This window comes from Paenibacillus sp. FSL K6-1318 (assembly GCF_037976905.1).
GTDB lineage: Bacteria > Bacillota > Bacilli > Paenibacillales > Paenibacillaceae > Paenibacillus > Paenibacillus amylolyticus_A.
This window is the reverse complement of record NZ_CP150270.1, coordinates 5,538,261-5,564,331: the sequence shown is the minus strand read 5'-3', so window position 1 is coordinate 5,564,331 and position 26,071 is coordinate 5,538,261. Positions and strand designations below refer to the sequence as shown.

At 43.7% G+C, this 26,071-nt stretch carries 34 protein-coding genes; 26 read left to right on the top strand and 8 right to left on the bottom strand.

What is annotated here, in order from left to right:
* Positions 1 to 127 precede the first annotated feature (127 nt).
* The 8 genes from NYE45_RS24780 to NYE45_RS24745 all read left to right on the top strand — a co-directional run bounded on the left by NYE45_RS24780 (position 128) and on the right by NYE45_RS24745 (position 5,082).
* Positions 128 to 424, top strand: coding sequence for a hypothetical protein (locus NYE45_RS24780; RefSeq protein WP_340014403.1), 297 nt, complete (start codon positions 128 to 130; stop codon positions 422 to 424).
* Positions 425 to 646: 222 nt separating this feature from the next.
* The gene (locus tag NYE45_RS24775) at positions 647 to 1,228 is read left to right on the top strand and encodes a sigma-70 family RNA polymerase sigma factor (protein WP_340014402.1); all 582 of its coding nucleotides are present in this window, start codon (positions 647 to 649) and stop codon (positions 1,226 to 1,228) included.
* Positions 1,225 to 1,959: a DUF3600 domain-containing protein gene (locus tag NYE45_RS24770; protein ID WP_340014401.1), complete on the top strand. Its 735-nt coding sequence runs from the start codon at positions 1,225 to 1,227 to the stop codon at positions 1,957 to 1,959. The genes NYE45_RS24775 and NYE45_RS24770 overlap by 4 nt, the downstream gene beginning before the upstream one ends.
* A gap of 366 nt (positions 1,960 to 2,325) precedes the next feature.
* Positions 2,326 to 2,634: a barstar family protein gene (locus NYE45_RS24765; protein WP_340014400.1), complete on the top strand. Its 309-nt coding sequence runs from the start codon at positions 2,326 to 2,328 to the stop codon at positions 2,632 to 2,634.
* Between the two features lie 85 nt (positions 2,635 to 2,719).
* Positions 2,720 to 2,992, top strand: a complete 273-nt coding sequence (locus NYE45_RS24760; protein ID WP_340014399.1) for a hypothetical protein — start codon at positions 2,720 to 2,722, stop codon at positions 2,990 to 2,992.
* A 250-nt stretch (positions 2,993 to 3,242) separates the two neighbouring features.
* Positions 3,243 to 4,097, top strand: a complete 855-nt coding sequence (locus tag NYE45_RS24755) for an SMI1/KNR4 family protein (RefSeq protein WP_340014398.1) — start codon at positions 3,243 to 3,245, stop codon at positions 4,095 to 4,097.
* A 35-nt stretch (positions 4,098 to 4,132) separates the two neighbouring features.
* Positions 4,133 to 4,531, top strand: a complete 399-nt coding sequence (locus NYE45_RS24750; protein WP_340014397.1) for a DUF6258 family protein — start codon at positions 4,133 to 4,135, stop codon at positions 4,529 to 4,531.
* Between the two features lie 71 nt (positions 4,532 to 4,602).
* The gene (locus tag NYE45_RS24745; RefSeq protein ID WP_340014396.1) at positions 4,603 to 5,082 is read left to right on the top strand and encodes a hypothetical protein; all 480 of its coding nucleotides are present in this window, start codon (positions 4,603 to 4,605) and stop codon (positions 5,080 to 5,082) included.
* A gap of 242 nt (positions 5,083 to 5,324) precedes the next feature.
* On the opposite strand, the gene NYE45_RS24740 is transcribed toward NYE45_RS24745, so the two are convergent.
* On the bottom strand, positions 5,325 to 6,200 hold the full coding sequence (locus tag NYE45_RS24740; protein ID WP_340014395.1) for an AraC family transcriptional regulator: 876 nt from the start codon (positions 6,198 to 6,200) through the stop codon (positions 5,325 to 5,327).
* 108 nt (positions 6,201 to 6,308) lie between these two features.
* Between NYE45_RS24740 and NYE45_RS24735 the strand changes: the two genes are divergently transcribed.
* The 8 genes from NYE45_RS24735 to NYE45_RS24700 all read left to right on the top strand — a co-directional run bounded on the left by NYE45_RS24735 (position 6,309) and on the right by NYE45_RS24700 (position 10,884).
* On the top strand, positions 6,309 to 7,466 hold the full coding sequence (locus NYE45_RS24735) for a Gfo/Idh/MocA family oxidoreductase (protein WP_340014394.1): 1,158 nt from the start codon (positions 6,309 to 6,311) through the stop codon (positions 7,464 to 7,466).
* A gap of 155 nt (positions 7,467 to 7,621) precedes the next feature.
* Entirely contained in the window at positions 7,622 to 8,149 is a 528-nt protein-coding gene (locus NYE45_RS24730) for a hypothetical protein (RefSeq protein WP_340014393.1), read from the top strand.
* A gap of 92 nt (positions 8,150 to 8,241) precedes the next feature.
* Complete coding sequence (locus NYE45_RS24725; protein ID WP_340014392.1) at positions 8,242 to 8,613, top strand: resolvase; 372 nt, start codon at positions 8,242 to 8,244, stop codon at positions 8,611 to 8,613.
* Positions 8,614 to 8,634: 21 nt separating this feature from the next.
* Positions 8,635 to 8,949, top strand: a complete 315-nt coding sequence (locus tag NYE45_RS24720; protein WP_340014391.1) for a hypothetical protein — start codon at positions 8,635 to 8,637, stop codon at positions 8,947 to 8,949.
* Between the two features lie 77 nt (positions 8,950 to 9,026).
* Positions 9,027 to 9,470 carry an SMI1/KNR4 family protein gene (locus NYE45_RS24715; RefSeq protein WP_340014390.1) on the top strand — a complete coding sequence of 148 codons (444 nt, stop codon included), beginning with the start codon at positions 9,027 to 9,029 and terminating at the stop codon, positions 9,468 to 9,470.
* Between the two features lie 295 nt (positions 9,471 to 9,765).
* Positions 9,766 to 10,125 carry an S-layer homology domain-containing protein gene (locus tag NYE45_RS24710; RefSeq protein WP_340014389.1) on the top strand — a complete coding sequence of 120 codons (360 nt, stop codon included), beginning with the start codon at positions 9,766 to 9,768 and terminating at the stop codon, positions 10,123 to 10,125.
* Positions 10,065 to 10,289 carry an S-layer homology domain-containing protein gene (locus tag NYE45_RS24705; protein ID WP_340014388.1) on the top strand — a complete coding sequence of 75 codons (225 nt, stop codon included), beginning with the start codon at positions 10,065 to 10,067 and terminating at the stop codon, positions 10,287 to 10,289. Before NYE45_RS24710 ends, NYE45_RS24705 begins: the two co-directional genes overlap by 61 nt.
* Positions 10,282 to 10,884, top strand: coding sequence for a hypothetical protein (locus NYE45_RS24700; RefSeq protein WP_340014387.1), 603 nt, complete (start codon positions 10,282 to 10,284; stop codon positions 10,882 to 10,884). Before NYE45_RS24705 ends, NYE45_RS24700 begins: the two co-directional genes overlap by 8 nt.
* Positions 10,885 to 11,137: 253 nt before the next feature.
* Here NYE45_RS24700 and NYE45_RS24695 read toward each other — a convergent pair whose 3' ends face one another.
* A complete protein-coding gene (locus NYE45_RS24695; RefSeq protein WP_340014386.1) occupies positions 11,138 to 12,265 on the bottom strand; it encodes a glycoside hydrolase family 88 protein in 1,128 nt (375 codons plus the stop codon).
* A gap of 141 nt (positions 12,266 to 12,406) precedes the next feature.
* On the opposite strand from NYE45_RS24695, the gene NYE45_RS24690 reads away from it, so the two are divergent.
* Positions 12,407 to 13,279 (top strand): AraC family transcriptional regulator, encoded by an 873-nt coding sequence (locus NYE45_RS24690; RefSeq protein ID WP_340014385.1) that lies wholly within the window; start codon positions 12,407 to 12,409, stop codon positions 13,277 to 13,279.
* Positions 13,280 to 13,454: 175 nt separating this feature from the next.
* Here NYE45_RS24690 and NYE45_RS24685 read toward each other — a convergent pair whose 3' ends face one another.
* Entirely contained in the window at positions 13,455 to 13,775 is a 321-nt protein-coding gene (locus NYE45_RS24685; protein ID WP_340014384.1) for a helix-turn-helix domain-containing protein, read from the bottom strand.
* A 415-nt stretch (positions 13,776 to 14,190) separates the two neighbouring features.
* Here NYE45_RS24685 and zwf point away from each other — a divergent pair, with 415 nt between their 5' ends.
* From zwf to yunB, 4 genes are all read left to right on the top strand, one after another.
* On the top strand, positions 14,191 to 15,645 hold the full coding sequence (zwf, locus tag NYE45_RS24680; protein WP_340014383.1) for a glucose-6-phosphate dehydrogenase: 1,455 nt from the start codon (positions 14,191 to 14,193) through the stop codon (positions 15,643 to 15,645).
* Between the two features lie 541 nt (positions 15,646 to 16,186).
* On the top strand, positions 16,187 to 17,080 hold the full coding sequence (gnd, locus tag NYE45_RS24675) for a phosphogluconate dehydrogenase (NAD(+)-dependent, decarboxylating) (RefSeq protein ID WP_017692367.1): 894 nt from the start codon (positions 16,187 to 16,189) through the stop codon (positions 17,078 to 17,080).
* 87 nt (positions 17,081 to 17,167) lie between these two features.
* Positions 17,168 to 17,812 (top strand): fructose-6-phosphate aldolase, encoded by a 645-nt coding sequence (gene fsa, locus NYE45_RS24670; RefSeq protein ID WP_036605718.1) that lies wholly within the window; start codon positions 17,168 to 17,170, stop codon positions 17,810 to 17,812.
* A gap of 263 nt (positions 17,813 to 18,075) precedes the next feature.
* Positions 18,076 to 18,951: a sporulation protein YunB gene (yunB, locus tag NYE45_RS24665; RefSeq protein ID WP_340014382.1), complete on the top strand. Its 876-nt coding sequence runs from the start codon at positions 18,076 to 18,078 to the stop codon at positions 18,949 to 18,951.
* Positions 18,952 to 19,039: 88 nt separating this feature from the next.
* Here yunB and NYE45_RS24660 read toward each other — a convergent pair whose 3' ends face one another.
* Positions 19,040 to 20,110 (bottom strand): M23 family metallopeptidase, encoded by a 1,071-nt coding sequence (locus NYE45_RS24660; protein ID WP_340014381.1) that lies wholly within the window; start codon positions 20,108 to 20,110, stop codon positions 19,040 to 19,042.
* A 240-nt stretch (positions 20,111 to 20,350) separates the two neighbouring features.
* Here NYE45_RS24660 and lipA point away from each other — a divergent pair, with 240 nt between their 5' ends.
* Both lipA and NYE45_RS24650 read left to right on the top strand, forming a co-directional pair.
* Entirely contained in the window at positions 20,351 to 21,250 is a 900-nt protein-coding gene (gene lipA, locus NYE45_RS24655) for a lipoyl synthase (RefSeq protein WP_062838003.1), read from the top strand.
* Between the two features lie 14 nt (positions 21,251 to 21,264).
* The gene (locus NYE45_RS24650; RefSeq protein ID WP_235599591.1) at positions 21,265 to 21,684 is read left to right on the top strand and encodes a YutD family protein; all 420 of its coding nucleotides are present in this window, start codon (positions 21,265 to 21,267) and stop codon (positions 21,682 to 21,684) included.
* 28 nt (positions 21,685 to 21,712) lie between these two features.
* Here NYE45_RS24650 and NYE45_RS24645 read toward each other — a convergent pair whose 3' ends face one another.
* Complete coding sequence (locus NYE45_RS24645) at positions 21,713 to 22,516, bottom strand: NAD kinase (RefSeq protein WP_036673293.1); 804 nt, start codon at positions 22,514 to 22,516, stop codon at positions 21,713 to 21,715.
* 104 nt (positions 22,517 to 22,620) lie between these two features.
* Entirely contained in the window at positions 22,621 to 23,871 is a 1,251-nt protein-coding gene (gene ylbJ, locus NYE45_RS24640; protein WP_340014380.1) for a sporulation integral membrane protein YlbJ, read from the bottom strand.
* Between the two features lie 153 nt (positions 23,872 to 24,024).
* On the opposite strand from ylbJ, the gene NYE45_RS24635 reads away from it, so the two are divergent.
* The 3 genes from NYE45_RS24635 (at position 24,025) to NYE45_RS24625 (ending at position 25,588) form a co-directional block, all read left to right on the top strand.
* Positions 24,025 to 24,189 (top strand): hypothetical protein, encoded by a 165-nt coding sequence (locus tag NYE45_RS24635; protein WP_155984997.1) that lies wholly within the window; start codon positions 24,025 to 24,027, stop codon positions 24,187 to 24,189.
* Positions 24,190 to 24,433: 244 nt separating this feature from the next.
* Entirely contained in the window at positions 24,434 to 24,811 is a 378-nt protein-coding gene (locus tag NYE45_RS24630; protein WP_145151723.1) for a globin, read from the top strand.
* A 45-nt stretch (positions 24,812 to 24,856) separates the two neighbouring features.
* Positions 24,857 to 25,588, top strand: a complete 732-nt coding sequence (locus NYE45_RS24625; protein WP_340014379.1) for a DUF2225 domain-containing protein — start codon at positions 24,857 to 24,859, stop codon at positions 25,586 to 25,588.
* 25 nt (positions 25,589 to 25,613) lie between these two features.
* Here the strand turns inward: NYE45_RS24625 and NYE45_RS24620 are convergent, their stop codons facing one another.
* Positions 25,614 to 25,847: a hypothetical protein gene (locus NYE45_RS24620; protein WP_062837999.1), complete on the bottom strand. Its 234-nt coding sequence runs from the start codon at positions 25,845 to 25,847 to the stop codon at positions 25,614 to 25,616.
* On the bottom strand, positions 25,844 to 26,014 hold the full coding sequence (locus tag NYE45_RS24615) for a YycC family protein (protein ID WP_340014378.1): 171 nt from the start codon (positions 26,012 to 26,014) through the stop codon (positions 25,844 to 25,846). The genes NYE45_RS24620 and NYE45_RS24615 overlap by 4 nt, the downstream gene beginning before the upstream one ends.
* Positions 26,015 to 26,071: the final 57 nt, after the last annotated feature.

The window sequence follows — 26,071 nt, the reverse complement described above, 5'->3', positions numbered from 1 at the left end:
TTAACGTTATTGGGCAGGGGGCACGGGTATTTTGCGAGCTTCCTGCTGTACAGGAATCATATTGAAAAAAACTAAGGATTTCATGGGTATATTTCTAAAGAAATTCTGAAGAGAATGTCTGAACGTGTTGGCCTCTGAATTTAAGGATAAAGAGCTGGATCGTGATTTAATTGCGGATATGTGGATCATCCAGTTTTATTCCAATATGCCGACTAGAAAAAAGGTGGAGGATGCAAAGGGGTATATTGATTCATCTTTATCAGCAAAATTACATAGCTACAAGGAGCAATATCAACTCGATCACATCTTTGTTGATTGCGTGAAGTGGGACGTGCTTCATTCGATTATGGAGTTCGCGTACACGGACTGTAAGAGACTTCCGAATTTCTTCCTCGACCTGCTCCAGATTTACGAAAACCTTTAGTTGCTGTTGTGGCTATTTATAACTGAAAAAGAACTTATTCAAGCAAAGTGCAAGCTTATCCAACACAATGATGGATGAATCCATCTTGTTGTTACGTGGTGGGCTTTTTTTGCATAATCTTATTGGCTTGCGAAGAAGCAAGAAACTTTTTATTCGAAAATAAATCGAACGATATGGACTCGTTATGCCAATATATAGTGAATAGAGGAGAGGGGCTGGCTGATGAGAGAGGAACATGAATACATAGAACTTGTAGCGTTAACGCGAGCTGGTGATGATGAAGCCTATGGAGAGCTGTATGAAAGAACGGTAACGGATGTGTATCGTACTGTCCGATTTCTGATTAATCATGTCTCTGATACGGAAGATTTGGTGCAGGATATCTATATTCAGGCGTATCGGTCGTTGGATCGATATGATGCCAAGCGTGCTTTTCGTCCTTGGCTTATGGGCATAACGATGCGTCAGGTGAAAAATTATCGGCGACGGAAGGTGACCCAAATACGATTCAACAAGCGAATCGAGAAGTCGGACAGTGGATTGGAAGTTGATTTCTCTGTGGATCTAATCAGCAAATTGGCACATCAACCTTTGCTTGATCAAGTACGTCGGTTGCCATACAAATTGCAACAGGTGGTTACGCTTCATTATTTGAACGAATACACCCAAGAAGAAATTGCGTTGATTCTAGATATCCCGCTCGGTACCGTAAAATCACGGATTCATGCTGCATTGGGCAAGCTACGCCAGAAGACGAGTGTAATCCATTCATTTGAGAAAAGGAAAGGTGGAGGATTGGCATGAAACTGGAAGATGAATTACGTTCGGCCTATCGCCAGGAGACGAGGAAGTGGTCTAACTCACCAGGAGGGAAAGAAAATATGCTGAAAGCGATCCGAAGTAGATCCAGAGGAAATAGGCGTCCTCGTAAGTGGTTAGTCGCAGCAATAATTGCAGCAGTTCTAATTATCCCTACAGGCGCATATGCAGGCTACACATATCTTGCAGATGATATCTATGGTTCTGAACAAAACATAAGAGTGTTGGGAGGTACAGCGGACGATTATAATCGTTTGGAAGCGAAGCTACAGGAAGCCAAGGCGTATTTTAGTGACCATGAGTTCACACAGTATATGAGTCTACTGAAACAGTTGGGACAGATGGCTCTAGCGCATGCTGATCCACAAGGAGAATTGCATCCAGAGCAATGGAGCACGGTGGATCAGGAGAAGTACAACCAACTGGTGGCAAGTTTGGAGCCTTTCTTCGAAGGGTTAGAGGACGCGAGTGAACAGAAGGAAATGATGGATCGTGAACAATTCCGTACTGAAACATACAAGGCTGCAGAGGAGAGGCTTTCGAAGGAGGAATTTATTGAATTTCAAGCCTTGTTCGAGAACATGGAGAAGTATGAAGCTATCGTTGTGGATAAGGATGGCAGCATTCATGAGGAGCAATTATCGGTGGAACAGAAGAAGGATCTGGATCATGTTAGAGAGAAATTTTATTCATATTTGAGACAGTTAGGATTATGAGATAGAGAGAAGGCATATAGGGAAATAGACTGCATATCCAGGCATACCCGTTGACGTAAGTGATGTAAACGAAAATGTAGCGGAGTTTAAAATACACATAGACTGGAGCCTGGTGGGGTTATGCCCTCCGCTCCAGTTTTTTGGGTTGAGGTTCTAGGATTGGAGTTGTGAGATATATCCTAATTTACTTTGCAAAGCTTAAATTATAGACTTATTACATCGTAGAGTGAACAAGACATAAGCGAATGCAACTGAGAATAGCTGTAGTTCGTATTAGAGTCGAGCCGTTTCCAATAATGTGAATCAATTCTGTCGGCGATATAGATGTACCTAACGAATTTAATAGATGAGTGGGAGAGTAAGATAATGGATAATCGAAAAGAAGATCGAGAAGAAGAAGTGATTATTGATGTTACCAATATAAACAGTTCACCTCAATTACATCAGCTTCTGAGGAATAATCTCGGCTTTCCAGAATTCTACGGTATGAATTGGGATGCATTTTGGGATGCAATAACGGGTTTGGTAGAGATGCCCCAAAAATTAATTCTAGTGGGGTGGAAATTTGTTGAAGATCATATCCCTCAAGATGCCGCTCGAATGAAAGAATTACTTAATAGATTGAATGAAAAACATCCAACTTGGACGTGTGAAGTTGTGTATGTATCATTTTAGAAGAATCAAGATATGAACAGATAGCCGACGTGATGTGGTTAAGATTTGGGATACATAATATCAAGAATGAGTGGGGGCGAGCGTAATGAATGCTGGTGATGCAGATTGGAATAAACCGTTTGAAGGTGTTCATGACTTTGCAAGTTTTCTTAAAGTGATTGAGAACTGGGGGAATTTAGATGAAGGTTGGGAGCAATATAATCCATACGGTATGATGGCTATCTTATCTACATGTCTGGAACAGATCGGCCATAATTTTCTAGATGATGAGGTTGATGGATTGCATGAACATTTACGTAATGAGCATATTCAGTTACTGATTAGGATCGGTAGAAGCTTAGAGCAGACTCGAACATAGCGAAGGTTTAAATAATACAAAGCGTATAGACACAGTACATAACGATGAGAAAACGGTGATGATCAGCATGAGTTCGGAGCGAATGGTGTATCCAAAATCTATGAAATGTTGGGGAGGATTGTGCGAATATTTCACTTGAGGATATGGATGGGCTGTACCCAGAATCACAGAGAGTCAATTTAGAATATTTAGATTGGAAGCTGGTTGCAATTTTGTGGATAACCACTGGTGAAATGAGGAGGTAATCTGGGTGAATAAATCTAAACTGCTGGTTGAGGAAGAGACCGAACTCCTTGCCCTCCATAGAGTATTGCTTGAAGCGAAATTCAATCTGAGTCCTTCAGATTATCATATACAAGCTAGCCCTTTTGCTGCGGAGCTGGCTCAGCGTGTATTGAAAACGATCGTGGAGCTTCAGGCGGCTGCAGATGTAAATAAGAAAGAGCGTTGGTCCAACTGGTTAGAGCAAAAGAAGGACTGGATATGGGAGCGTTGTTTATCCTATATGTTAAAAACGCCACCTTTTCATTGGCGGACAATGGAACAGGTGACGAAATGTAAGTATGTCAAATGGTTGTTCAGTCCCTATGATCCGAGCGAAGAAGATGTAACACGGTTCATAGATGAACTTGAGAAATATATGCAAGCGATTGAGGGAGGAAAAACGATTTTTCTTAGAAGCTTCGGTTACGCTACCGATGAGATGATAGATGACCTGGAGCAAAAGTTAAATAAAGAACTCCCTATAGGCTACAGAACATTCCTAAGAGAGAATAATGGAGGTAAGGTACTGGTTCACTACTGTACGTTTGCAGTAGAAGAATTGAATGAGGTTATTCCACTACACGTTATATTTGGTGTTCAGGTAGAGAAACGTTATGATCTGGCGTATTGGAATGCCTTTAAGGATGAATTTCCAACCGGGTACGTTCTCATCGGAGAAGCTGCTGAGGGAGGCAAGGTTTTGATGGACGATCTGGAGAGGATTTATTATTGGAAGGACATGGATTATGAGGAGCCCACCCTTGATGAGGGGCTTTATAAAGTGGCAGATAGTTTCCGAGCCTTTCAAAGAACGTGGAAAAAAATGATCAAAACAATTTGAGCATCTAAGCAAAGAAAATGAGGGAGTTGAACTTCATGCATCCTAATGCGTTTATCCAAACCATCTATCTTGGTGATCGCGGTTGTAAAAAAATCATCATGGATGGCTGGAATTCGGAAGGGAGAATACAAGTGACCACGATATCTAGAGTTAGAACGAACCAGTGGGATTATTATTCTGACGAAGATATTAATAATGGATGTATTGTGTTCTCTAATGTTGAATCTATTCGGATGGAGCCAAGCGGCTATATACCAAACGATAGCATTAATTATTTGAAAGTGGATGAGTTGGCAGAGGGCACGTATCTGTTTACCTTTTCTGCGTATTCAGCGAATAAAGATAACGAATCGGTTGAGGTAATAACAAGTATTACGGCTAACGGAATTCATCTAGAAGACCCAATCAATCCGGATAAGCAAATAATAGATTAATCAATTTTGTAACTCAAATTGTATGGGTTTCGGGGTGTATTTTCAGAGTTTTTTTTAGGAGGCAATTTATCATGATCGCAGATTATTTGTACATAGCATGTGAGAGTGGATATTATTCTAAAGAAGATTGGCAGTGCTGGGCAGATGGACAGATCCTAACTAAGAGCAAAGTTGAATATTGGATCTATGACGTTTCTTTAGCCAAAGATATCGTGGAACTGGGTATAGCTTTGAGTGAGATTAGGATGGAAGGACGCTTTTACGTGGAAAATAACTTCTCATCTAGTGATACTACGGTTGGTTATTATTACCTACAATTTATCGAAAATAGATTAAGTCTACGCAATATCATTGATAAATTAAGTAATGAAGATGACCCAGCGACGGGATCCTTCATACATTATGGTTTAAATTTTTATGACATATGGAAGGAAATCGTTGTAGACGAAAAACGTTTAGAAGATCCCTTGTTGATTCAAAAGATAAATGACCTATGTGAGCCCTATAGGTACATTGCAGAGAGACAGATAGAACAATTGCAGTTGTACTAAAAAAAGATTATATAGGAAAAAAAACTTAGAATAGACGTGAGAATAAAGATGTTTAGAAATAATAGTGATTTTATAGAAAGCTCAAGGAGTACACTAATGAGATAAATTAGTTTCCTTAAATGAGATATTAAGAGTCATGAAGATCTATATTGTTCAGTTTACGTTTTGATCAAATGGATTGAAGGTTGATATGTAGGCCTATTCCTGCTTAAGCGGAGATAAGGGATAGGTTTTTTGGTATGTCATCCTCTCCCCTGCACCTTCAGCCGATATTGATGTGGTGTAGATCCTGTGGCAGTACGGAATACTTTGCAAAAGTAGGAGGGGCTGGTCATACCAACACGGTGACCAATTTCGGGAACCGTGAGCGAGGAACGGGTGAGCAGCACACAGGCATGACGAATGCGGGTGGCTTGAGCATAAGCAACGATTGTGGTTCCGGTCGCTTTTTTGAAAACATGAGACAGATGATAGGGAGATAAATGAAGTGTATCTGCGATATCCTCCAAACGAAAAGGCTCTTGGTAATGCTGTTCAATCCATTGCATGATAGCTTCGGCATGAGGGTGAAGAACGCTTGCAGTGGACGAGAGTACATCCTGGGAGTGGCGTTGTTGCCCATCTTGCCACAGATAGCGAAGCTGTGCGAGCAGATCCAATAAAAAGAGGCGTGTATCCTCCTCTACTTCGTGGGGAAGCAGATCTGGATACGTATCTGCATATTGCTCCATTCGTTGAACGAGTGGAGAAGTGTCAGCAAGCCGGATCGGCTGAATGGGGGATTGCTCTCCCAGCAGATCCTGTATGAAGTGGTGAGTCGCCACAAAATGCGACCAAAGTGCCTTCAATATATCAAGCTCAACCATGAGTACATTTCGAATGAAAGGCTGCTGTCTGGATACTTGAATCTGGACGTGATGCAATTGAAAAGGTCGAAAAATCATGAGCATACCAGGTTCAAGAGAGAACACCTGTCCTTCGGTGATCAACTGCCCATATCCCTCGTGGATATAGGTTATCTCCATCTGCGAATGAGCATGAAACACTTCGCGAAACGTAGTGTTGGATGTACGACGACAGGCCAGATTAAATTGTTCTCCCAGGATGATGGACATCATGAATGCCTCCCTTAACATGCGCAAGATAGTTTTATTTTAGCACAAGATGAACGCATAAAAGCGCTTTATTATTGTGTATTGTGAAGGGACTAAGGGAGGTATGCAACGATGTTAAAAGTGGCGATTATCGGAGCAGGTGCAATTAGTGGAGCGCATATCTCAGCATATTTGGCATTTCCTGAGCGATGTCAGATTGTTGCTGTGGTCGACATGTACGTGGATAAAGCACAGAAGCGAATTAACGAATATGGACTGGAAGGTGCGCAAGCGGTCACGGATTACACAGAGTTACTTGCCCAAAACATTGATCTGGTTTCAGTCTGTACGCCACCGTATACACATGCTCCAATTGCGTGTGATTTCATGCAAGCAGGTGCACATGTGTTGGTCGAAAAACCAATGGCATCTTCTCTGGAGGAAGCGGATCTGATGCTGAGAGCAGCGCAAGCAAATGGCAAGCTACTATCCGTTGTAGCTCAGAATAGGTTTACGACACCGATGATGAAGTTGAAAGGTGTGCTGGACAGTAAACGGATGGGCCCCATTGTACATGTGCAGGTTGATTCGTTTTGGTGGCGGGGCCACAATTATTATGATCTGTGGTGGCGTGGAACATGGGAAAAAGAAGGCGGAGGCTGCACCCTCAATCATGCAGTGCATCATATTGATGCCATGCTTTGGATGATGGGACCTCCAGTGGAATTGCAGGCCATGATGGCGAATACGGCACATGATAATGCCGAAGTTGAGGATATATCCATGGCGATGCTTCGCTTCCAGGAAGGGGCGCTTGGCATGATTACCAGTTCGGTCGTGCATCACGGAGAGGAGCAGCAGTTAATTTTTCAGGGCAAAGAGGCCCGGGTATCTGCACCTTGGAAAGTGGTAGCTTCTACAGCACGGAGTAACGGATTTCCGGAATCCAATCAAGAGCTGGAACAGCAGATTCAGAAGCTGGCTGACGAGTTACCGGATGTTGTTCATGTCGGTCACGCTGGGCAAGTTGAGAATGTGTTAAACGCTATTGAGACAGGATCACCCCTTCTGGTGGATGGTGAAAGTGGTCGAAATACGCTTGAATTGATTGTGGGTATCTATAAGTCGGCAAGCACAGGAGAAAAGGTTATTTTTCCAATAGGGTCGGAAGACGCGTTTTATACAAGAGAGGGAATTATGCAACATGCCGTACACTTTTATGAAAAGAAGACGACGGTAGAGAACTTCGAAGATTCGAGTATTACGCTGGGTAGCAGGTTGGATTTTTAAAGAATAAGGTGTTATTTCATGATCATTATGAAATAATACCTTTCTTTAGTTAGATAAGGTTTGTGCTGTGCTATCTAGCATCTTTAAAGGTATTTATCCAATATAATTAAGTTAATTGATGGTACAATGACTAGATAGACTAGGGGGCAATAATCGTGGATATCGAGCAAATTAAGCTTGTTTCGTTTAGAGGTAGAGTAGCCTATGGAATTAGTTGTTTCGAGAACATACTTATGGCATTAAAATATAACCCTAATGATTGGAGGGGGGTATTGGAGTACTTATGGGAATTTACTAGTACGCAATATCTAGATGATTGGATTGATGTTATTGTCGAGTTAATTCCTGAAAATTTGATGGAGTTTAGTTTATATGATGAGAATGAGTTTGAACGACTGAGTGAAGATGAATTTGTTTATTTGTCTAAATTATATGTGAACATTGATAATACGATTTTTATTATACTGCGAAAAATCTATGAATTAGGTATTAGCCATGCTTACTCTGTGATTGAAGGATATGGTGAAAGTAGTTTGAATTCCTTGCAGAAGATTATCTTTTTTATGAATCAAAATAATTTTCCTTTACCAGATATTCAGTCATTTTTGATTTACTCTATTAAAGAAAATAGAGGATGGGGTGATAAGTTTGACGGTATAAAAGTATCGAAATTAATAAATTAGTTGATTTTATCGTACGTGTCTGTTTCTCTTGATGTTTTAAGAGGTGATTTGAAGAAAGCAATAAAATTTTTTAGATAGAGGAGTTAGTGGTCATGAATAAAAAATCGGAAGAATTCTTTAGAAGAATGTTAGAGTTCTTACCATCAACTGAAGCTGCCTATAGAAAATCAATTGCGACTTACGGTGAGGTGCTAGAGACTATCATTATTGAAGACATCTTTATGCATGAAATAATTAAACTATTAAGAGAGGAAAGAAACATCGAGCTGTTAGGAAGTATTTTTAAATATTTTGAAGAAATATCTAATGATGATGATGCTCATTTAATCAATATTTTTTCAATTACTGTATTGGAAATACTTGGTAATGATAGATCCGTTTTACGAACTGCACGGAATTACATGGGACCTAAAACGATAGAACTTCAAATAGAAGCTGATAGAGATTTAGGCAGAAAAATCTAGTCAGTATAGGAATAGTGCCCGATGCGTAACAAAAATAAGGAGTGTGTCATGATAGATTTTAATTTAGACGAAGGACGTGTATCTTCAATAAATATCACCGAAGAAAAACTTGATATATATATTACTAAATGGAATAGGGAGAGATTAGGGATTATTATTAAAGACTATACTAGATTATATGAATATAACTCTATAGGTAGGGAGATAAGCAACTTTGAGGTATTTAATCAATCAAGTTTGCTTGAGATTGAACTTAGAGAATTGAAAAAAATGGATTTCGATGAAGAGGAATTAAATAATTTAGAATTACTGGTTTTAGCAATCTTCCTTTGTTAGATATAATCTTTAATAAATTCAGTATAGTTAGCTTTTAGGCTCCTAAATCGAGATGTGATCCGTGGAGGGGATTTAAAATGGATTGTATAAAAGACGGTAATATCAAGATTTTCTTGTCGACCTTAGAAGAAAATTCATATCCAATGAAAGCTTGCAATGAAGATGATATTTTAAAATTAAAGAACCTAAGTCCAACAAAAGAATTACCTTTAACTTATTTGAGATTTATGTATAAATCAGGTAATGGTATTGAGTTTTTGGCAGGTACAGATTATACAATGAAGTATATATTAGAACTTAAGGAATTTGCAGTTGAACTTTTGGATGAAAATAATTTTTCTGAGAAATTAACAGACAATCAGTTTGTATTTATGATGCATCAGGGATATATGTTTTGGTACTTTAATTTGGATGAGGGTGATAATCCAGCAGTGTATCTTTATGATGAAAGTCTAGATTTAACCAAATTCAAGAAAGTTAGTGATACGCTTTCAGAATTTTTAATTTCATTGTATGACTGATATACATCGAATTTAATATCTATCAATAAACAACCAACAGAGTACAATGTGAACTCATCGCCGATTTCACCTTAATTCATTCAATTGTAATTTTGTTAAGGGATGTGATTATGGTACGCAAGGATGAATCGTATAAAATATAAGATTAGAAGATATTAGAGATTTTCAGCAAAAGGCAGACTGAAGAAAAAATACATAACATGAAGGGTTTCAAAGAAAAGAAATTAAAATTGGAGTGTGAAAGATTTGAAAAAAGTAACACAACTCATATTAAGCGGTGCGTTGGTATATCGGAATGTTCCCTTTCACTGACAATACGAGCGAGGCAGCGGTTGCTTCATTTAAAGACGTGCCTGCAAACCATTGGGCAAAATCTTCCATAGATGCTGCCGTGACAAAAGGTTATCTCAATGGATATAGTGACGGTACATTTAAGCCTGGGGCGACGGTGACACGTGCGGAATTTGCAGCGTTGCTGGCGCGTGTGTCCAAAGGAACGCCTGAGGTAGAACAAGCTAATGCATTTAAGGATTTGACGGGTCATTGGAGTGAGACAGAGGTGAACCTTGCGATATCCCTCGGTTTCGAGAGGAAATGGCGAAGTGGCTCAGCTCTGGACTTGCAGCTCAGGATGAAGATTACAAGCAAGCGTTGAAGGATACAGAGAATACGCTAGTGCCTGTTGCAGAATATTACAAGGGTGGGTTGAAGAAAGCAACATATCCCTATGTGTCGGTGGTATTGGGAACCGGATTGATGGCTGGATATCCAGATGGGACCTTTGGTCCAAGTAAAACAATCACACGTGCAGGTGAGTAAGGCAACTTCGTATAGAGATCTGAATGAAATGCGGGAAGTAGGTCTAACAGGAACGAATCTGACTTCTGCTACGCCATTTGTTTACAGTAAATATGAGAACGCAGACTATTTGAATAGTTTTGACTTGATAACGGAGAAACCTTTTTCACTTCGTAACAATCTTGGAGAAATGATAGTCCATCGAATGATCATAGCCGACGCCCCTACCTCGTCCACTGTGAATAATATGTATGGGAAAATGTTTATCGATAAAGATTTTGACAGATTCATTGATGAAGATCGCTACATGGTTTTTATGGAAGTAACAGTTACCCCTAATGGAAATAATCTTAGCAATCTTGCCTTAGCTAACTCGACTGGATATCGCTTAACTAGTGGTGCAGCTAGTAATTTTACAAGTGGAGCTGTAAAAAAATATGGCATAATAAACTTGCCAAGAGTAGATTATGTGAAATCTGGTTTTTTCAAAAAAGGGGTTTCTAGGCGATACTGGATGGCCCAATCTATCAATCGATATCGTTCTGAGGATGTTACTTTAAACGTTTCATCGATAAAGGTTGGTAACTCCCTTACGTCATTTTATATACCAAATTGATTAGAGGGTGTACATATGAGATTTAGAGGTCTGAGAAATTGTATAGTAATATTATCTGTATTTGTTGTATGTAGTAACTATCAGGTGATGTTGGTTTTTTCTACTCCGGGTAATTCGACTAAAATTATTGCTGTGAGTTCTAATCCAGAGTAATAAGCGATTATTATCGAAATCTAAAGATGCCGCCTCACATCACAGTGAGATCGGCATCTTTTTTTGTTTTAGCTCTACTACACCTACATCACCACCAAAATCAATACACCCGGTGCTTCCATCCATTTAATTTCGCGATCGCTTCCAGATAATAATAATCCCCATAGATCAGAGAGACATCGATGAAGGAATTACCGCTGCCTGTAGCGTGCAACAAAATCGATTCATGCTCGGGTTGATCCCAGACAGCATAGTTCTCGGTTAAAGAACGAAGGATACGTTCAGCGGCATCTGCGTAAAGGCGTTTCTCGCCTTCGGGAACGACGGCGGCCAGCTCTAGAAGACCGGATGCAGCAATGGCTGCGGCGGAACTGTCGCGGGACTGGCCTTCCAAGGTAGGAAGTCTGAAATCCCAGTAGGGGACATGACCCTCTGGCAGCGCAGCAATAAAGTAATGTGCGATCCGTTTCGCTGTGTTCAGGAATCGTTCATCCTGGGTATGCCGATACGTGTTGGCGAATCCATAGAGGCCCCATGATGTACCTCGACTCCATGATGAATCCGGGGCATATCCTTGACCACCAAAACATTCAATATATCGTCCATCTTCGGGATCAAAGGAGATGATATGTTTGGTTGATCCATCTTCCCGGATACCATATTGCATGGTTGTTTCGGCATGATTAATGGCAATGTGTCTGTACCGAGGGTCACCTGTCACCTCAGAAGCCCAGAACAACAGAGAGATATTCAACATGCAGTCAATGATAGCCCAACCGTATTTATCCTCATTCCAGGCTCGAATAAATTTCCCTGCCGGATTGTAACGACCTGCGAGGAAATTGGCTGCCTCCAGACCACGTCTGAGCGCATCCTCGTCACCTGTGATCTTGTGTTTGATAACAGCGGTGGAGAGGAACTGGAAGCCCACATCATGATGAAGCTCCACGGTAGGTTTAACAAACCATTGCTCCAGCGTCTCATCCCACGACCATGCTGCATCCCGATAGGATTGTTCTCCCGTCAAATCATACATAATCCATAACATGCCAGGCCAGAAACCGGAAGCCCACCAGTCGGTATTGATGTTATCATACTTGCCGTCTTTCCCTGCAAAATGAGGGCATTTATCTCCAATATGTTCTTTCATTTCACCTACTTTTCGTTCCAATCTCTGCATTACTTCTTGCCAATATGTGGTTGTAATAGCCGATTCTGTTTTAGTCATATTCAGCCTCCTGAGTGTAAAATTCGAAAGTAAGATAACCCCTTCTCATGTGCTCAGTATATCTTTTTCTATTCGTACAAAGTTGTGTTAGGATATGAAGAAATGTTGTTCTGTTGTCATCATATGGGAGGGTGAACAGGGATGTTGGAGCGTGTGGAATTTGGAGGATCTACGTTAGCGTGGGATTATCAAATCAAGACTGTGGACCATTTCAAAGGATATTATCATTGGCATCAATGTGGAGAATTTCTATATGTTCATCAAGGTGCGGGCACAGTAGTCGTTAACAATCATACCTATCCTATTCGACAAGGCATGCTGTTCTTTTTCCAACCCTATCAATTGCATCATGTCTATGCCGAAGTTCATCCCAATACCCCGTATGAGCGAAATATCTTCTATGTAGAGCCGATAGTCATGGATCGTTATCTGGAAGCGTTCCCGCATCGGCGTTCTTTTTTTTCGAGGTTGTGGAATGGGCGCAATCAGCAGCAAGTTTTTGACCTGAGTTCCCATATGGATCAAGTGGATTGGATGTATGAGAGCTACAATCAGTCTCGGAGTCGTGTTGGGGGAGAATGGGAAGAATCGGTGCTGTTTTTGCTTCAGCTATTGAGTGTCTTGGATCAACAAAAAGAGGGAGCAGATGAAGCGTTATCACAGTTAACGGATTCACGTCATTTGAGACACTCAGAGAAGATGATGCGGTGGATTGAAGAGCATTTCGAATATGAGATGAGATTGGATCATATGGCGGCAGATGTTCATTTGTCCAAATCGTATGCTTCCCGCATTTTCCATCAAGAGACGGGTAGCAGCATTACGGATTACGTCACAGCTCGAAGGTTGAAGCAAGCCTACTTGCTGCTTGAGACAACAACACATTCGGTGGAGGAGATTGGCAGACGTGCCGGATTTCCGAATGGCTCGTATTTCATCCAGTTATTTCGCAAATCTGCCGGGACGACCCCGCTGCAGTATCGACAACAATTTGAACGGAGCAGTAAGCATTAATTTGGATTGTGGAAAATAGCGTTATTACGTCTCTATATTTAATTAGTATTCTCCGTTCTGATTGAAAAAATCCCGGATGCGGATTGCACTAGCCATTTGCTAAATGCGATACTCCACCTCCGGGATTACACAGAGTCACCTTCAAGCAAATAAACCATAATGATTCCTCAAAATGTTACAGCCACTTATCAGCCCAACGTTCCACGGCGCTTAGCGCTCTCCCCAGTTCCGTGCCTTTTCGTGACAACATATATTCAGTCCGAACTGGACGTTCCGTGACCACATGGCGAACCACAAGTCCTTCTTCCTCCAATTCCTTCATTCGCTCATTTAACACACGTTTGCTCAAGTCAGGGATATAAGCGTGAATCTCACTGAAGCGTTTGGGCTCCTCCATCAACGCATGAATTATGAGGGCTATCCATTTTCGGCCAATGATCTGATAAGATTGTTCCACTTTTGTGCATATTTGCTTGGCATTCTCATCATCGCTCATGATTGTACTCCTTTGAATTAGTATTGCTTGTAATATCATTAGTATACTTATTGTAACCTACTTGTCCACAGGCCATATGTGTAAAATGTCACATACCAATTGTTCTTAATGTTACCACATAAAGCGTTATCATCAAATAAAAACCCTATAAACACTGGAGTTCACAGGTTCGACACGATTGTTGACGAATTGTGACGACAGGTGTAATATGGGTAACGTTAATTCAAATGGTTACAATTTATAACCTAAACACAGGTTGTGGAGAGAAGGAATGTTCCATGGTTGAATTCAGGTGTGTTATATAAACGGAGGCAAGGCGGGGACCATACCCACTTATTCCGTCTTTTGTCATGCTTGGATTTGAACATTTTGCAACATCATATACTATACTGCACAGATCACAGGAGGCAATCCAATGGATGCAATGACATTTGTCCTGTTCGGGGCAACAGGCGATTTAGCCAAACGCAAGATTTACCCTGCATTATATAACTTGTACATGGATCAGAAAATGCCGAAATCCTTCTCGGTTATCGGGTTGGGACGACGTGAATTGTCGGATACAGAATTTCAGGCGAATGTTGAAAAGTCATTGCATGAATTCTCACGTCAGACGCCGGAAGAAGCATCTCAGGTTCGTGATTTCATTGGCGCTTTCCGTTATTGTTCTTTAAATAATACGAAGCTTGAAGATTACACCAAACTGTTGGAACTGGTTCAACAGCGTGAACAAGAGCTTAACATTCCCGAAAATCGCATGTTCTACATGTCGGTGGCACCGGAATTCTTTGAACCAATCGCATTGAATATTCAGGAAAGTGGCCTGGGTAACACCAAAGGCTGGAAGAAACTGATTATCGAAAAACCATTCGGACACGACCTGCAATCAGCTCGTGATCTGAATGAAAAATTGAGCAATACCTTTGCGGAAGAAGAGATCTATCGTATTGACCATTTCCTCGGTAAACCGATGGTTCAAAATATTGAGACGCTCACCTATGCAAATCCGGTGATTCAAGCGCTGTGGTCTAACCGCTATATCGCCAATGTACAGATTACGGCAAGCGAGACGGTGGGTGTTGAAGAACGTGCCGCGTATTACGACCAAAGCGGTGCCCTGCGTGACATGTTCCAAAACCATATGCTTCAGTTGCTGATGATGATTGGTTTGCATTTGCCAAAACGCTGCACACCGGAAGAGATTCAATTCAAAAAGCAAAAGATTGCTGAAGCGCTTCGTCCTTTGACAAAAGAAAACGTCGCTTCTGAAGTCGTTCGTGCGCAATATGCTGCGGGCGAGCTGCAAGGTGCTTCGGTTGTTGGATATCTGGACGAGCCTGGCATTCCTGCCGGATCTCAGAACGAGACGTATGTTGCCGCAAGACTGTGGATCGATGATCCATTCTGGAGCGAGGTTCCATTTTACATTCGTACAGGTAAACGCCTGGCTGAGAAATCCACCCGAATCGTTGTTGAGTTTAAGGCCCCACTGAAGACAGGTCATGAATCCGAAAATACAACGGAACCTAACCTGCTGACGATTGAAATTGGTCCGGGAGAAAGCATCTCCCTTCAATTAAATGCGAAGAATCCATTGAACCATGGTGAAGTGGAACCGATGCATATGACCTTCAACTCAGGTAAACGTAACATTCCTGAAGCTTACGAGAATCTGATCTTTGATGCGATGCGTGGCGATTCCACCTTCTTCGCTCACTGGAACGAAGTGGAGCTGGCTTGGCAATGGGTGCAACCGATTCAGGAAGCATTCGAAGTTGGCAGCGTACCACTGGATACGTACAGCGCAGGTTCGCATGGACCAGAGTCGGCAGATCGTCTGACAGCAGAGAACGGATACCGTTGGTGGTAAGTGTAACAACAGAGTAATCATCTGAGAACACAATAGTGTAATCCATTGTGTTCACCAATGAACATTTTGCACAAATCCAAAGACCGTCTTTCAAGTAAACAGGATATGAAACGAAATGGTTCTTTTCGTTTTCTAGAACTTGTATTCGGAAGCGAGTTGATCGAAATGATGCAAAATGCTGATATATATGAAGTAACTTTCATGATGTATACAGATCTAATTTTTTCATGAATTATACCGTTCCAATTTTGCATAAGCCCTTCCGGTTATGTTTGCCGGAGGGCCGTGAAAATTTTTGAATATAGATGGTGTTCAAATTAATTAACTTTTGGTGTAGGGGATGGAATCGATTCTGAAGAAGCGAAGCGTTCGCCTTTGTATCCGAATTTTAACTATAAGAAAAATAGTTCAAAAAAATTTGGATACAACAGCGATCATAAGAACGATCCATCACCGAAACGGTTGCTGCATAACGCAAACCTTAATTAATATTTGAGCGCAAATGAAATTTAAACATTGTTCATAACAGGAGGATTTTGAAATGAAACTTGGACTTGTCGGATTAGGAAAAATGGGATTGAACTTGGGTAGAAACCTGATTGATCACAAACACGAAGTGGTTGCTTTTGACCTGAACGCTGAAGCAGTAAACGAAATGAAAGAATACGGCGCTGAAGGCGTATCTTCTTACGCAGAGATGGTGGCTTCGCTCGAATCCCCACGTGTATTGTGGATCATGGTTCCTCACAACGTGGTAGACGCTGTATTGGCTGAAGTTAGCCCATTGCTCTCCAAAGGCGACATCATTATTGAAGCAGGTAACTCCCACTACAAAGAATCCATCCGTCGCTACGAAGAGATGAAACCTAAAGGCATTCACTACATGGATGCAGGTACATCTGGCGGTATGGAAGGCGCACGTAATGGCGCATGTTACATGATCGGTGGAGACCCGGAAGCTTGGGCAATCGTTGAACCGGCATTCAAAGACACTTCCGTAGAGAACGGCTACCTCTATGCAGGTAAAGCGGGCAGCGGTCACTTCCTCAAAATGGTTCACAATGGTATCGAGTACGGTATGATGGCATCCATCGGTGAAGGTTTTGACGTATTGGAGAAAAGTGGATTTGATTTCGACTTCGAACAAGTGGCTCGCGTATGGAACAACGGTTCCGTTATCCGCTCTTGGTTGATGGAGCTGACAGAACGTGCCTTCTCCAAAGATGCGAACCTTGATGAGATTAAAGGCGTAATGCACTCTTCCGGCGAAGGACGTTGGACGGTAGAAACGGCATTTGACCTTCAAACAGCTACACCAGTTATCGCTTTGTCCTTGTTGATGCGTTACCGTTCCCTGGAGACAGATACATTCACAGGTAAAGTGGTAGCAGCATTGCGTAACGAATTTGGCGGTCACGCTGTAGAGAAAAATTAATTTTTATATATAACTGTTAACATATGATGAACATCGGGTAATGACTTATATCGTGTTTACGAATTCATCAAGTGGAGGTAACATATCATGAAATTTTTCTTGGATACAGGGAATGTGGAAGAAATCAAACGGATCGAACGTCTGGGTCTAGTGGATGGAGTCACGACCAACCCCTCTTTGATTGCCAAAGAAGGTCGCGTATTTAAAGAAGTCATTCAGGAGATCTGTGGCGTTGTTAAAGGCCCGGTCAGTGCTGAAGTTATCGGTCTCAAAGCCGAGGATATGTTGAAGGAAGCTTATGAAATTGCAGAATGGGCACCGAATGTAGTCATTAAATTGCCGATGACCGAAGATGGGCTATATGCTTGTCATGAGTTGACGCAAAAAGGGATCAAAACCAATGTCACGCTGATCTTCTCCGCAGCACAGGGTCTGATGGCGGCGAAAGCCGGTGCAACCTACATCAGTCCATTCGTTGGGCGCTTGGATGATATTGCGGTGGATGGTATGAAACTGATTCGTGATCTGCGTCTGATTCTGGACATGTATGATCTGCCTTCCGAGATTATCGCAGCAAGCATTCGCAATATCAAACATGTAGAAGATGCAGCCCTTTCCGGTGCGCACATTGCCACCATTCCGGGTTCGCTCTTACCAACACTTTGGAAACACCCACTGACGGACAGCGGGATTGAACGTTTCCTGAAAGACTGGGAATCTGTTCCGAAATAAAATGATGGACATGGCCTGAATCTTTGGGTGGTCTGAACATAAAGCCTTTCGCCTTGCAGAGTAATCTGCGGGTGAAAGGTTTTTTTATCTCTGTTTATGTAGTTTGCGATTTCCGGTTAGGCTAGCCAAAGAGGAGTACTTGTCCCTTTCATGTTGTTGTTACTTTCTGTCCAGTGTCCATGTACTGTCCTTCTTTTTCGGGACAACGGTGCATAAGGTTAACATATAGCCTATAGCTCATCCCGCAGGGGAGGGACACTTCGATGATGAGAAGAAGATGGCGAAGCCGGAGACGCCGTAAGCCGCCCAGCGGCAAGCGTAAAATGTGGTTGATCATTTTATTGGTGACAGCGTTTTGTTTAATGCAGGGTTTTGCCTATGTAGATAAGAAAATGAAGCCCCCCATTATGCACTTGGCCAAGATCAGAGTGAAGCAGATTGCGACCGAAGCGATCAACAAGGCGATTACAGCACAGGTGGCAGACGGCAAAACCAACGAAGGGCTGATTGACTGGAAGACGGATACCGCCGGGAAAGTGTCCGGTTTCATGCTGAACTACAATGAGCATATGCGAATCACCGCAAGTACAATGAATATCGTGCAATCCACGCTTCAGAATGTACACATGTTAAAAGAAAAGATACCCCTGGGGCAGGCGCTGGGCAGTCCCGTGATGGCTTCATTTGGCCCGAGTATACCGGTTCGTATTGAGCCTCAAGGCGCTGTCAAAGTGGATCTGAACACCCGTCAGCAGAATGCAGGCATTAACATGATCTTGGTGGAAGTATACATTCATATCATTGCTGAGGTCGCGGTTGTGGTGCCCTTCGATATGGAGCCCGAAACGGTTGATACGGAAATCCCGATTTCTTACCTTCTGGTTGTCGGGGATGTGCCCATGTATTATTACGATAATCAGGGCAAGCCGGTAGGCAGTAACGGCAGTAATGCCCCGGCTATAGCGCTGCCGTCAGGTCATACGGGTGTATCAAGCGGTAATGGAGTGACGACGAATCCCCCAAGCCAGAACCAGCAACAAGCGCCGTCAGACCATTTGCAAGGGAACGAGCTTGAATTTGAGCCAGATTTGCCCGATATCAATGGCGGAGTGCTGCCTAATAAGGACGCGCAGCCGTGAATCACATTTTAAAAAGTAAAGCGAAAAGGGACCTCTATCCAAGAGGTCCCTTTTTTGAATACCGTTCGTGCATATTGCATATCCATACTTACTTGCTCTTTTTGTTCTTCTGTTTGCGTTCATCCTGTTCCCAATGTTTCAGCTGTGGATAAGGATCGAACGACCATTCGTGCAGTCCGCTGTCCCGGTAGATCCCATAGTGAAGATGTGGAGGAAATTTGCCCTGTGTCCCAGGTTTCCCGTAACCCGAACTGCCAACCCAACCTACGACCTGACCGGGGATAACCACTTCACCAATGCGTGCGCTCTTGTCAAAACCAGAGAGATGGGCGTAGTAATGATAATGGTTGTTCAGATCCCGAATTCCGATGCGCCAGCCGCCAAACGGGTTCCAGCCTTTGATCTCCACGACTCCGTAACAGGTGCTGCGTACAGGCAGACCGTGCGGAGCAAAGATATCGGTTCCCTCATGAATGCGATAGCCGCCCCAGCTTCGTTTTGTCCCCCAGGTGCTGCGATAGGAGTAGTTGGTTCCGAGCGGAACCGGAAAGGCATGTCCAAACAGATCCAGATTGTCAAAATGCTCATATAACTTCGCGAATTGCTGTATCCGTTGTACAGCACGGGAGTTGTGATAATATTCCCACAAGGCAATGTTGAAGTCCTCTTGCTTGTTCCCATAACCCTGAATAACAGAAGCCATGCTGTACAGCACATCCTGATCATTATTGGCATCCGCTATACCGTCTCCTGAACCATCACGTCCATATCCTTTGAAAAAAAGAATGGATTTCGGATGTTGATCCGTCTCATCCGGATTTAGCCATCCCCTCCAGGCCGGAGAGGTCATGAAGACACCTGTGAGCCGCTCCGGATGCTTGCGATCCTTCGGGTGTGCACGGGTAATCGTACGTTCATACTGATCAATGGCGGCCAGCCTGTACCAGGGAATCTGAGTCATCTGACCGATGCTCTCATATAAATGGCGACGTGCAGCGAAGATTTCTGCGGGCTTTAGCTCAGCTGCCTGTGGTTTGGGTGCGGCCTGGGCGGGTTCACCGTAAACTTCAACAGGCAAGAATGGGAGAAGCAGAGTACCTGCAAGTAATGTTTTGATCCAAAAGCGGTACGTGTGCCTGAAGGTCAAGCGTTGTTGCACTGGGAAGCAGCCCCTTTCCATTAAAATGATACAAGGTACCCGATGAACCAAGCTAAAGGTTAGCGTTCTTCAAAAGTTCTCATTTTATCCATGTCAGCACTTGGGATGAATCGAATGATGCAAATTGTCCATATCGGGCATGAATGCACAAGATGTGACAAATGGGAGTTTTTCCAACGCTTTCATGGTATAATATGTTCCGAGCAACAGCCTAACTTCAGTAGAAAGAAGGTTTATGCATTGGCTAAACGTGTTAAAGAACCGAAACCGGATTGGATTCGGATCAAATTGACAACCGGCGATAACTATCAGGAAATGAAAACGATGATGCGTTCCAAAACGCTGCATACGGTATGTGAGGAAGCACGGTGTCCGAATATTTATGAATGCTGGGCCAATCGAACGGCCACTTTTATGATTTTGGGCGACATTTGCACAAGGGCATGCCGTTTTTGCGCGGTGAACACAGGCTTGCCAACGGAGCTTGATTTGCAGGAACCAGAACGTGTAGCGGAAGCAGCAGAGCAGATGAATCTGCAACACTGCGTAATTACAAGTGTAGCCCGTGACGACTTGAAGGACGGGGGAGCTACGATCTTTGCAGAGACGGTAAAGGCCGTACGGCGGCGGTTGCCATTGTGCAGCGTTGAAGTACTCATTCCAGACTTTCTGGGCGATCGGGAATCTTTGCAGATTGTAATGGATGCCAAACCGGACATTCTGAATCATAATATTGAGACGGTAGAGCGGTTGTCAGACAAAGTGCGCGCCAAGGCGAAATATAAACGTTCACTGGAATTGCTTGCTCGTGCCAAAGAAATGCAACCTAACATCCCAACGAAATCAAGCATTATGCTTGGTGTAGGTGAGGAATATAATGAAATTTTATTGACGATGGATGATCTTCGTGCGGTGAACTGCGATATTATGACGATTGGTCAATATTTGCAGCCATCGGAGAAACATCTGTATGTTGAAAAGTATTATCCGCCAGAGGAGTTTGCTGCATTGAAACAGGAAGGATTAAAACGTGGGTTCAGCCACGTCGAGTCCGGCCCGATGGTACGCAGCTCCTACCATGCGCATGAACAGGTGAAATCGGCTACCAAACATGCTGAACAGGCGGCAACACACGCGTGATGGAGGAAACCGGATTGGAAGAAGAAAAAATCACAGAACAGATTCAGGACCAGCTTCAGGAACAGATCCAGGAGCCGGTTCAGGAATCGGTTGTTGAGTCAGTTGAGGAGAAGCCCAAAGAACCGGTCATTGTACAGATCGGCGGCAAAAATTATGAAATCGTCCAGAACCACAAAGAGGGCTGGAATCCAGAGGTCTTTCGTGATCGTTACAGTGAAGTGCTGGAGCGTTATGATTATATTATCGGGGACTGGGGTTATAGCCAGTTAAGGTTAAAAGGTTTTTACCGCGATAACCATCCGAAAGCGACGAAGGATTCCACGATTGCCAGTATTGTGGATTATATCAATGAATATTGTAACTTTGGCTGTGCGTACTTTGTGCTTCAGAAGAGCAAGGATCAGCCTCAAGCCAAAGCAAAAAGCGGTTCCTGAGAAGGACCGCTTTTTTGGTGTTCGTATTTTAGTCAAGAAATGCCGTGCGAACCCGGTTCCAGAATGGATAAGGACGGAAACGCGCGAAACTGACCTTGTGGCTGGATACCTGACAACGGACGGAGATCAGATCCTCCACCATCACGTTCACATGATCAATCGTCATCAATAACCGCTGATCCTTGCGGGAGAAAATATCACAATGATGATGCTTGGGCAAAATAACCGGTGAACCAAGTGTCCGATAGACCCGGTTATTAATCGATGCAATCTCCGCAATCTGAATCGCCTCGATGGTTGGATGCACCATAGCACCGCCGAGGGCTTTGTTGTATGCCGTGCTGCCTGATGGCGTGGATACACAGATGCCATCCCCACGGAACATTTCAAATGTCACATCGTTAATATCGACCTGAGCCACGACGGTACCGTCTACACCTTTTAACGTAAATTCATTAAGGGCGATGTAAGAGGAATTCCCCGACTTTTTACGAATCTCAAGCTCCAAGAGTGGATATTGTACAATACGTGGTTTGAGACGCTCCGGATCTCCCTTGCCACTCATCAACCGAACTAATTCCCGTAATTCTTCCTTCTTCCAATCGGCGTAAAAGCCGAGATGGCCTGTATGAACCCCAACAAAAGCAATATCCGGAATGCGGTCGATGAAATTGTGAAATGCCTGTAGCATCGTACCATCGCCCCCGATGGAGATGACAATCTCCGGCGATTCTGCATCCAGCTTGAACCCTTCTTCCTTCGCCAGCGCATGAAACTGCTGACTGAGATCAATCGATAACTGGTCTCCGCGGTCTTGAACATAGTATCTCAAGATGAAAGCTCCTTTGTGGTCATTATACTACCGATGATAATCAATTCCGCGGAAGAACACAACGTTTGGAAGCATATTCAGTGAAATATAGATGAATAGTGGCCTTATTTTTTTGCATGTCTTGGCAGGAGTAGAGAACTTAATATCGCTAAGATGAGCAACAACACGATGAGGCTTGCAAAAACAATCATTCCCGACAGGAAGATCAGTCCCCAGTCCGGTGTATACGTCGATAATGATGGGATGAAACCGGGCTCCATAAGAACGGGGGAAGAAGAACGCCCCATCATGGGTGTCCACAACAGCAGGACTAATACAGGTGCGATTAACGCATGAATGGCTCTGGCAAATAGAAAGGGACTATATCTCATGGGTGTGTTGCTAAGGACACTCATAATCTGCGCATGGACGGATAATCCGCCCCAGGAGAGAACAAAGGCTGCTGCCGCTACCTTATAGACGAGAGGGATGGATGCCCCGGCACTCCCAGCCTCTTTGTTCCCCAGCGTTACTTCAAATAGTCCACCGACCAAGCTAGGAGATAAGGATGGAGGCAATCCGGTATGCCGTAGCAATTGCTCGGTAATCCCGTACAGTCCGCCAAGCCAACCGGTCTGCACAAGTAACTCCATCATGACCGAGAAGAATACAACCAGCCCCCCTACGATAATAATAAGGCGAAGGGATGAGGAGACTGCCTGGCGCAACAGTTCACCAAATGCCCGTCCGTCAGCCTTTCTTGCTTCATGCATCGCATAGATGGCACGGACCAGTCTGTTTCGATGTATCTTCTCTGCTGGAGATGGAGAAGAGATGTCTGTCTGTGAGCCTTTCGCTGTACCCCCGTGGAAACGCATGAGCACACCCACCAGAAAAGCAGCAGCGTAATGGCTCGCAACCAATATTGGTGCAATGGCGACATTGTGGAAGAAGCCAACCGATACCGCGCCAATCATGAAGATTGGATCGGATGATGTGGTGAAGGCAACGAGCCGTTCTCCTTCTTCCCGGGTAACCAGCTTTTGTTCCCATAACTGGGCGGTCAGTTTAGCCCCTGTAGGATAACCGGATGCACAGCTTACGGCAAATACAAAACCACCGCTTCCGGGAACACGAAACAATGGACGCATTAATGGATTCAGCAAGGTGCCCAAAAAATGAACAATGCCGAAGCCGAGCAGCAGCTCGGACAGCACCAAAAAAGGAAAAAGGGAGGGAAACAGTACGTCCCACCAGATGGACAGTCCGCGTACACCTGCGTGCCAGGTTTCCGCTGGGAACAAGACCATTAAGACACAAAGGAGCAGGAGAGCGAGTGTGACCAGGACATGGGTGAGTCGTTGTGGAGCAGCCATGAATTCCTCTCCTTTATTTTTTGGGATGGTCGTTGTGCAGTAGTCAGTGGCGCTTTTGCCATCAATATATGAAAAAAAGCGGACAAACAGTACAAAATTATACGTAGAAAGCGCTTGCAAAAGTGGCTGTGTTTTTAAGTGATGTGTGCTAAAATGAGAAAAACGCCTGAACGTCACCTAATTGTCTCCAAGGTGGAATTCAATTCGGATGGAGTGATGATCATGAGTCTTGTCACCGGAATCCTGGTCTGTGCTTTTGTATATGTGATACGTGCCTCGCTGGTACGCTCTGAGGAAGAGGACTGGCGGAGTTATTAATGGAATATCTAGTGCGCCAACCTATGCGGTTGGCGCTTTTTTTGTCCTATGTTTCGAATAAGGTCCTATATACTGACGGCAGGTTATATGTCCTGTTGATTTCATGTTATATAGGACTTTTTGGTTTTTTTTGATAGAATGGAGATAAAGGCTTTTGTGGCCTGGATATTGTTACTGTTTTCACAATGTTCACGGAACGTGTAATATATGGCAAAATTCGACATCAGAAAGGGGAATCAGACGAATGAATCCCAGTTTGAGTATTTATGACAATCTTGGTGGTGAGAAAGGTGTTCGTGCACTGGTCGAGGCTTTCTATCCGATCGTTCAGCAGAATGAGCAACTGGCTCCGCTTTTCCCGGAAGATATTCAGCCGGTCATCGACAAGCAGTATATGTTTTTGTCTCAATTTTTTGGAGGTCCAGGGCTGTTTTCCGAGGCATTTGGACACCCGATGATGCGTGCCCGTCATATGCATTTTGAAGTGACGGTTGAACGGGCTGAGGCCTGGCTTGCATGTATGAATCAAGCGTTAACACAGATTGGTGTGGAGGAGCCCTTACATTCGTTTATCCTGCAACGTTTATCCGGGCCTGCGCATCATTTTGTCAATACACCGTAGTTCCGAATATGATTATAAGCGTACGGGAGAGGGATGGGGAACCGAGTGGAATTAGAGCCGCTGTATAAGGTGAAGGTAACGTGTCACTATTGTGAAACTGAGTATGACACCTCACGGGTAAGACCGAGCTTGAAAAGACCCTACCGGACGGATTCTGATTTTTGTGCTTACTACAAGCTGGAGAATCCGGACTTTTATGTGGTTCGCATCTGTCCGCAGTGCGGATTTGCTTCCACGGAGAACGCAACGGAGCATTTGAACGATGCTCAGCGCAAGGCTTTCAAGGAACAGATCGGTAATCGCTGGGTAAAACGTGATTATAGCGGAGCACGGACACTGGACCAGGCGCTGGCTACGTACAAGCTTGCCTTGCTGTGCGCCCAGGTTATCCAGGAAAAAGACCGTGTCGTCGCTGGCCTGCTGCATCATATAGCCTGGTTGTATCGTTATATGGAGGACCATGCACAGGAACATCGTTTTCTTGAATTTAGCCTTGAAGCCTATGTGAAGGTGTTCGAACGTGAAGGAACAGGCGGCAATGAAGCCAAACTGTTGTATTTGCTCGGGGAATTGAATCGCAGGGTAGGCCGGTTCAATGAAGCAGTGCAATGGTTCAGCAAGGTCATTCATGACAAGCGAATCACAGATGCGGCTATGATTCGTGCTTCAAGAGAACAGTGGGCGGTGCTGCGCGAACAGATGATTTCAGGCAAGATGGAACTTCCGGAAGAGATGCTGGAAGCAGAGAAAGAGGCTGCAAAGCGCAGCCCCCTCTAGGTCAACCTTGGATTTAAGACACGCCCTAGTTACGGACAGGACGGCTGGATAACAGATAGTCACTGTCATTGTCGATCACGGTCATGCTGGCATTGCAGCAAGGAAAGACCAGTAGTTTCTTTTTGCCTTCGCGAATGAGCACAAGCTCTTTTGGTTTGAGGGGGAGCAGCACATTACTTGCATGACAGTACGGACATTGCTGTACATAGATATCCCCCATCACAATATCGTAAGGCCAGCTGTTTTCAAACGGAATCATTCTTTTTCGCCTTCTGTTGGAGAAGGTTTGGAAGCTTCTTGTTTGGCGAGTTCCGCAATCTTCTGCATCAGGATATGTTGGGGCATGTGCATCAGGTGCTCCAAAGGCACGCCCAAGGATTCTGCTAATTTGACGGCTGTATCAGCCGATACTTGTAAAGGTTTCATACGTTTACCTCCTGAGAGTTGCTATAAGTATTTCTCTAGTATAGAGATATGGCACGC

What these genes read in the sequence shown, in the direction of transcription:
- NYE45_RS24775 (WP_340014402.1), top strand. Translation starts at nt 647, where the DNA reads ATGAGAGAGGAACATGAATACATAGAACTTGTAGCGTTAACGCGAGCT.
- NYE45_RS24770 (WP_340014401.1), top strand. Translation starts at nt 1,225, where the DNA reads ATGAAACTGGAAGATGAATTACGTTCGGCCTATCGCCAGGAGACGAGG.
- NYE45_RS24765 (WP_340014400.1), top strand. Translation starts at nt 2,326, where the DNA reads ATGGATAATCGAAAAGAAGATCGAGAAGAAGAAGTGATTATTGATGTT.
- NYE45_RS24760 (WP_340014399.1), top strand. Translation starts at nt 2,720, where the DNA reads ATGAATGCTGGTGATGCAGATTGGAATAAACCGTTTGAAGGTGTTCAT.
- NYE45_RS24750 (WP_340014397.1), top strand. Translation starts at nt 4,133, where the DNA reads ATGCATCCTAATGCGTTTATCCAAACCATCTATCTTGGTGATCGCGGT.
- NYE45_RS24745 (WP_340014396.1), top strand. Translation starts at nt 4,603, where the DNA reads ATGATCGCAGATTATTTGTACATAGCATGTGAGAGTGGATATTATTCT.
- NYE45_RS24740 (WP_340014395.1), bottom strand. Translation starts at nt 6,200, where the DNA reads ATGATGTCCATCATCCTGGGAGAACAATTTAATCTGGCCTGTCGTCGT.
- NYE45_RS24735 (WP_340014394.1), top strand. Translation starts at nt 6,309, where the DNA reads ATGTTAAAAGTGGCGATTATCGGAGCAGGTGCAATTAGTGGAGCGCAT.
- NYE45_RS24725 (WP_340014392.1), top strand. Translation starts at nt 8,242, where the DNA reads ATGAATAAAAAATCGGAAGAATTCTTTAGAAGAATGTTAGAGTTCTTA.
- NYE45_RS24720 (WP_340014391.1), top strand. Translation starts at nt 8,635, where the DNA reads ATGCGTAACAAAAATAAGGAGTGTGTCATGATAGATTTTAATTTAGAC.
- NYE45_RS24715 (WP_340014390.1), top strand. Translation starts at nt 9,027, where the DNA reads ATGGATTGTATAAAAGACGGTAATATCAAGATTTTCTTGTCGACCTTA.
- NYE45_RS24710 (WP_340014389.1), top strand. Translation starts at nt 9,766, where the DNA reads ATGTTCCCTTTCACTGACAATACGAGCGAGGCAGCGGTTGCTTCATTT.
- NYE45_RS24705 (WP_340014388.1), top strand. Translation starts at nt 10,065, where the DNA reads ATGGCGAAGTGGCTCAGCTCTGGACTTGCAGCTCAGGATGAAGATTAC.
- NYE45_RS24695 (WP_340014386.1), bottom strand. Translation starts at nt 12,265, where the DNA reads ATGACTAAAACAGAATCGGCTATTACAACCACATATTGGCAAGAAGTA.
- NYE45_RS24690 (WP_340014385.1), top strand. Translation starts at nt 12,407, where the DNA reads ATGTTGGAGCGTGTGGAATTTGGAGGATCTACGTTAGCGTGGGATTAT.
- NYE45_RS24685 (WP_340014384.1), bottom strand. Translation starts at nt 13,775, where the DNA reads ATGAGCGATGATGAGAATGCCAAGCAAATATGCACAAAAGTGGAACAA.
- zwf (WP_340014383.1), top strand. Translation starts at nt 14,191, where the DNA reads ATGGATGCAATGACATTTGTCCTGTTCGGGGCAACAGGCGATTTAGCC.
- gnd (WP_017692367.1), top strand. Translation starts at nt 16,187, where the DNA reads ATGAAACTTGGACTTGTCGGATTAGGAAAAATGGGATTGAACTTGGGT.
- fsa (WP_036605718.1), top strand. Translation starts at nt 17,168, where the DNA reads ATGAAATTTTTCTTGGATACAGGGAATGTGGAAGAAATCAAACGGATC.
- yunB (WP_340014382.1), top strand. Translation starts at nt 18,076, where the DNA reads ATGATGAGAAGAAGATGGCGAAGCCGGAGACGCCGTAAGCCGCCCAGC.
- ylbJ (WP_340014380.1), bottom strand. Translation starts at nt 23,871, where the DNA reads ATGGCTGCTCCACAACGACTCACCCATGTCCTGGTCACACTCGCTCTC.
- NYE45_RS24635 (WP_155984997.1), top strand. Translation starts at nt 24,025, where the DNA reads ATGAGAAAAACGCCTGAACGTCACCTAATTGTCTCCAAGGTGGAATTC.
- NYE45_RS24630 (WP_145151723.1), top strand. Translation starts at nt 24,434, where the DNA reads ATGAATCCCAGTTTGAGTATTTATGACAATCTTGGTGGTGAGAAAGGT.
- NYE45_RS24620 (WP_062837999.1), bottom strand. Translation starts at nt 25,847, where the DNA reads ATGATTCCGTTTGAAAACAGCTGGCCTTACGATATTGTGATGGGGGAT.
- NYE45_RS24615 (WP_340014378.1), bottom strand. Translation starts at nt 26,014, where the DNA reads ATGAAACCTTTACAAGTATCGGCTGATACAGCCGTCAAATTAGCAGAA.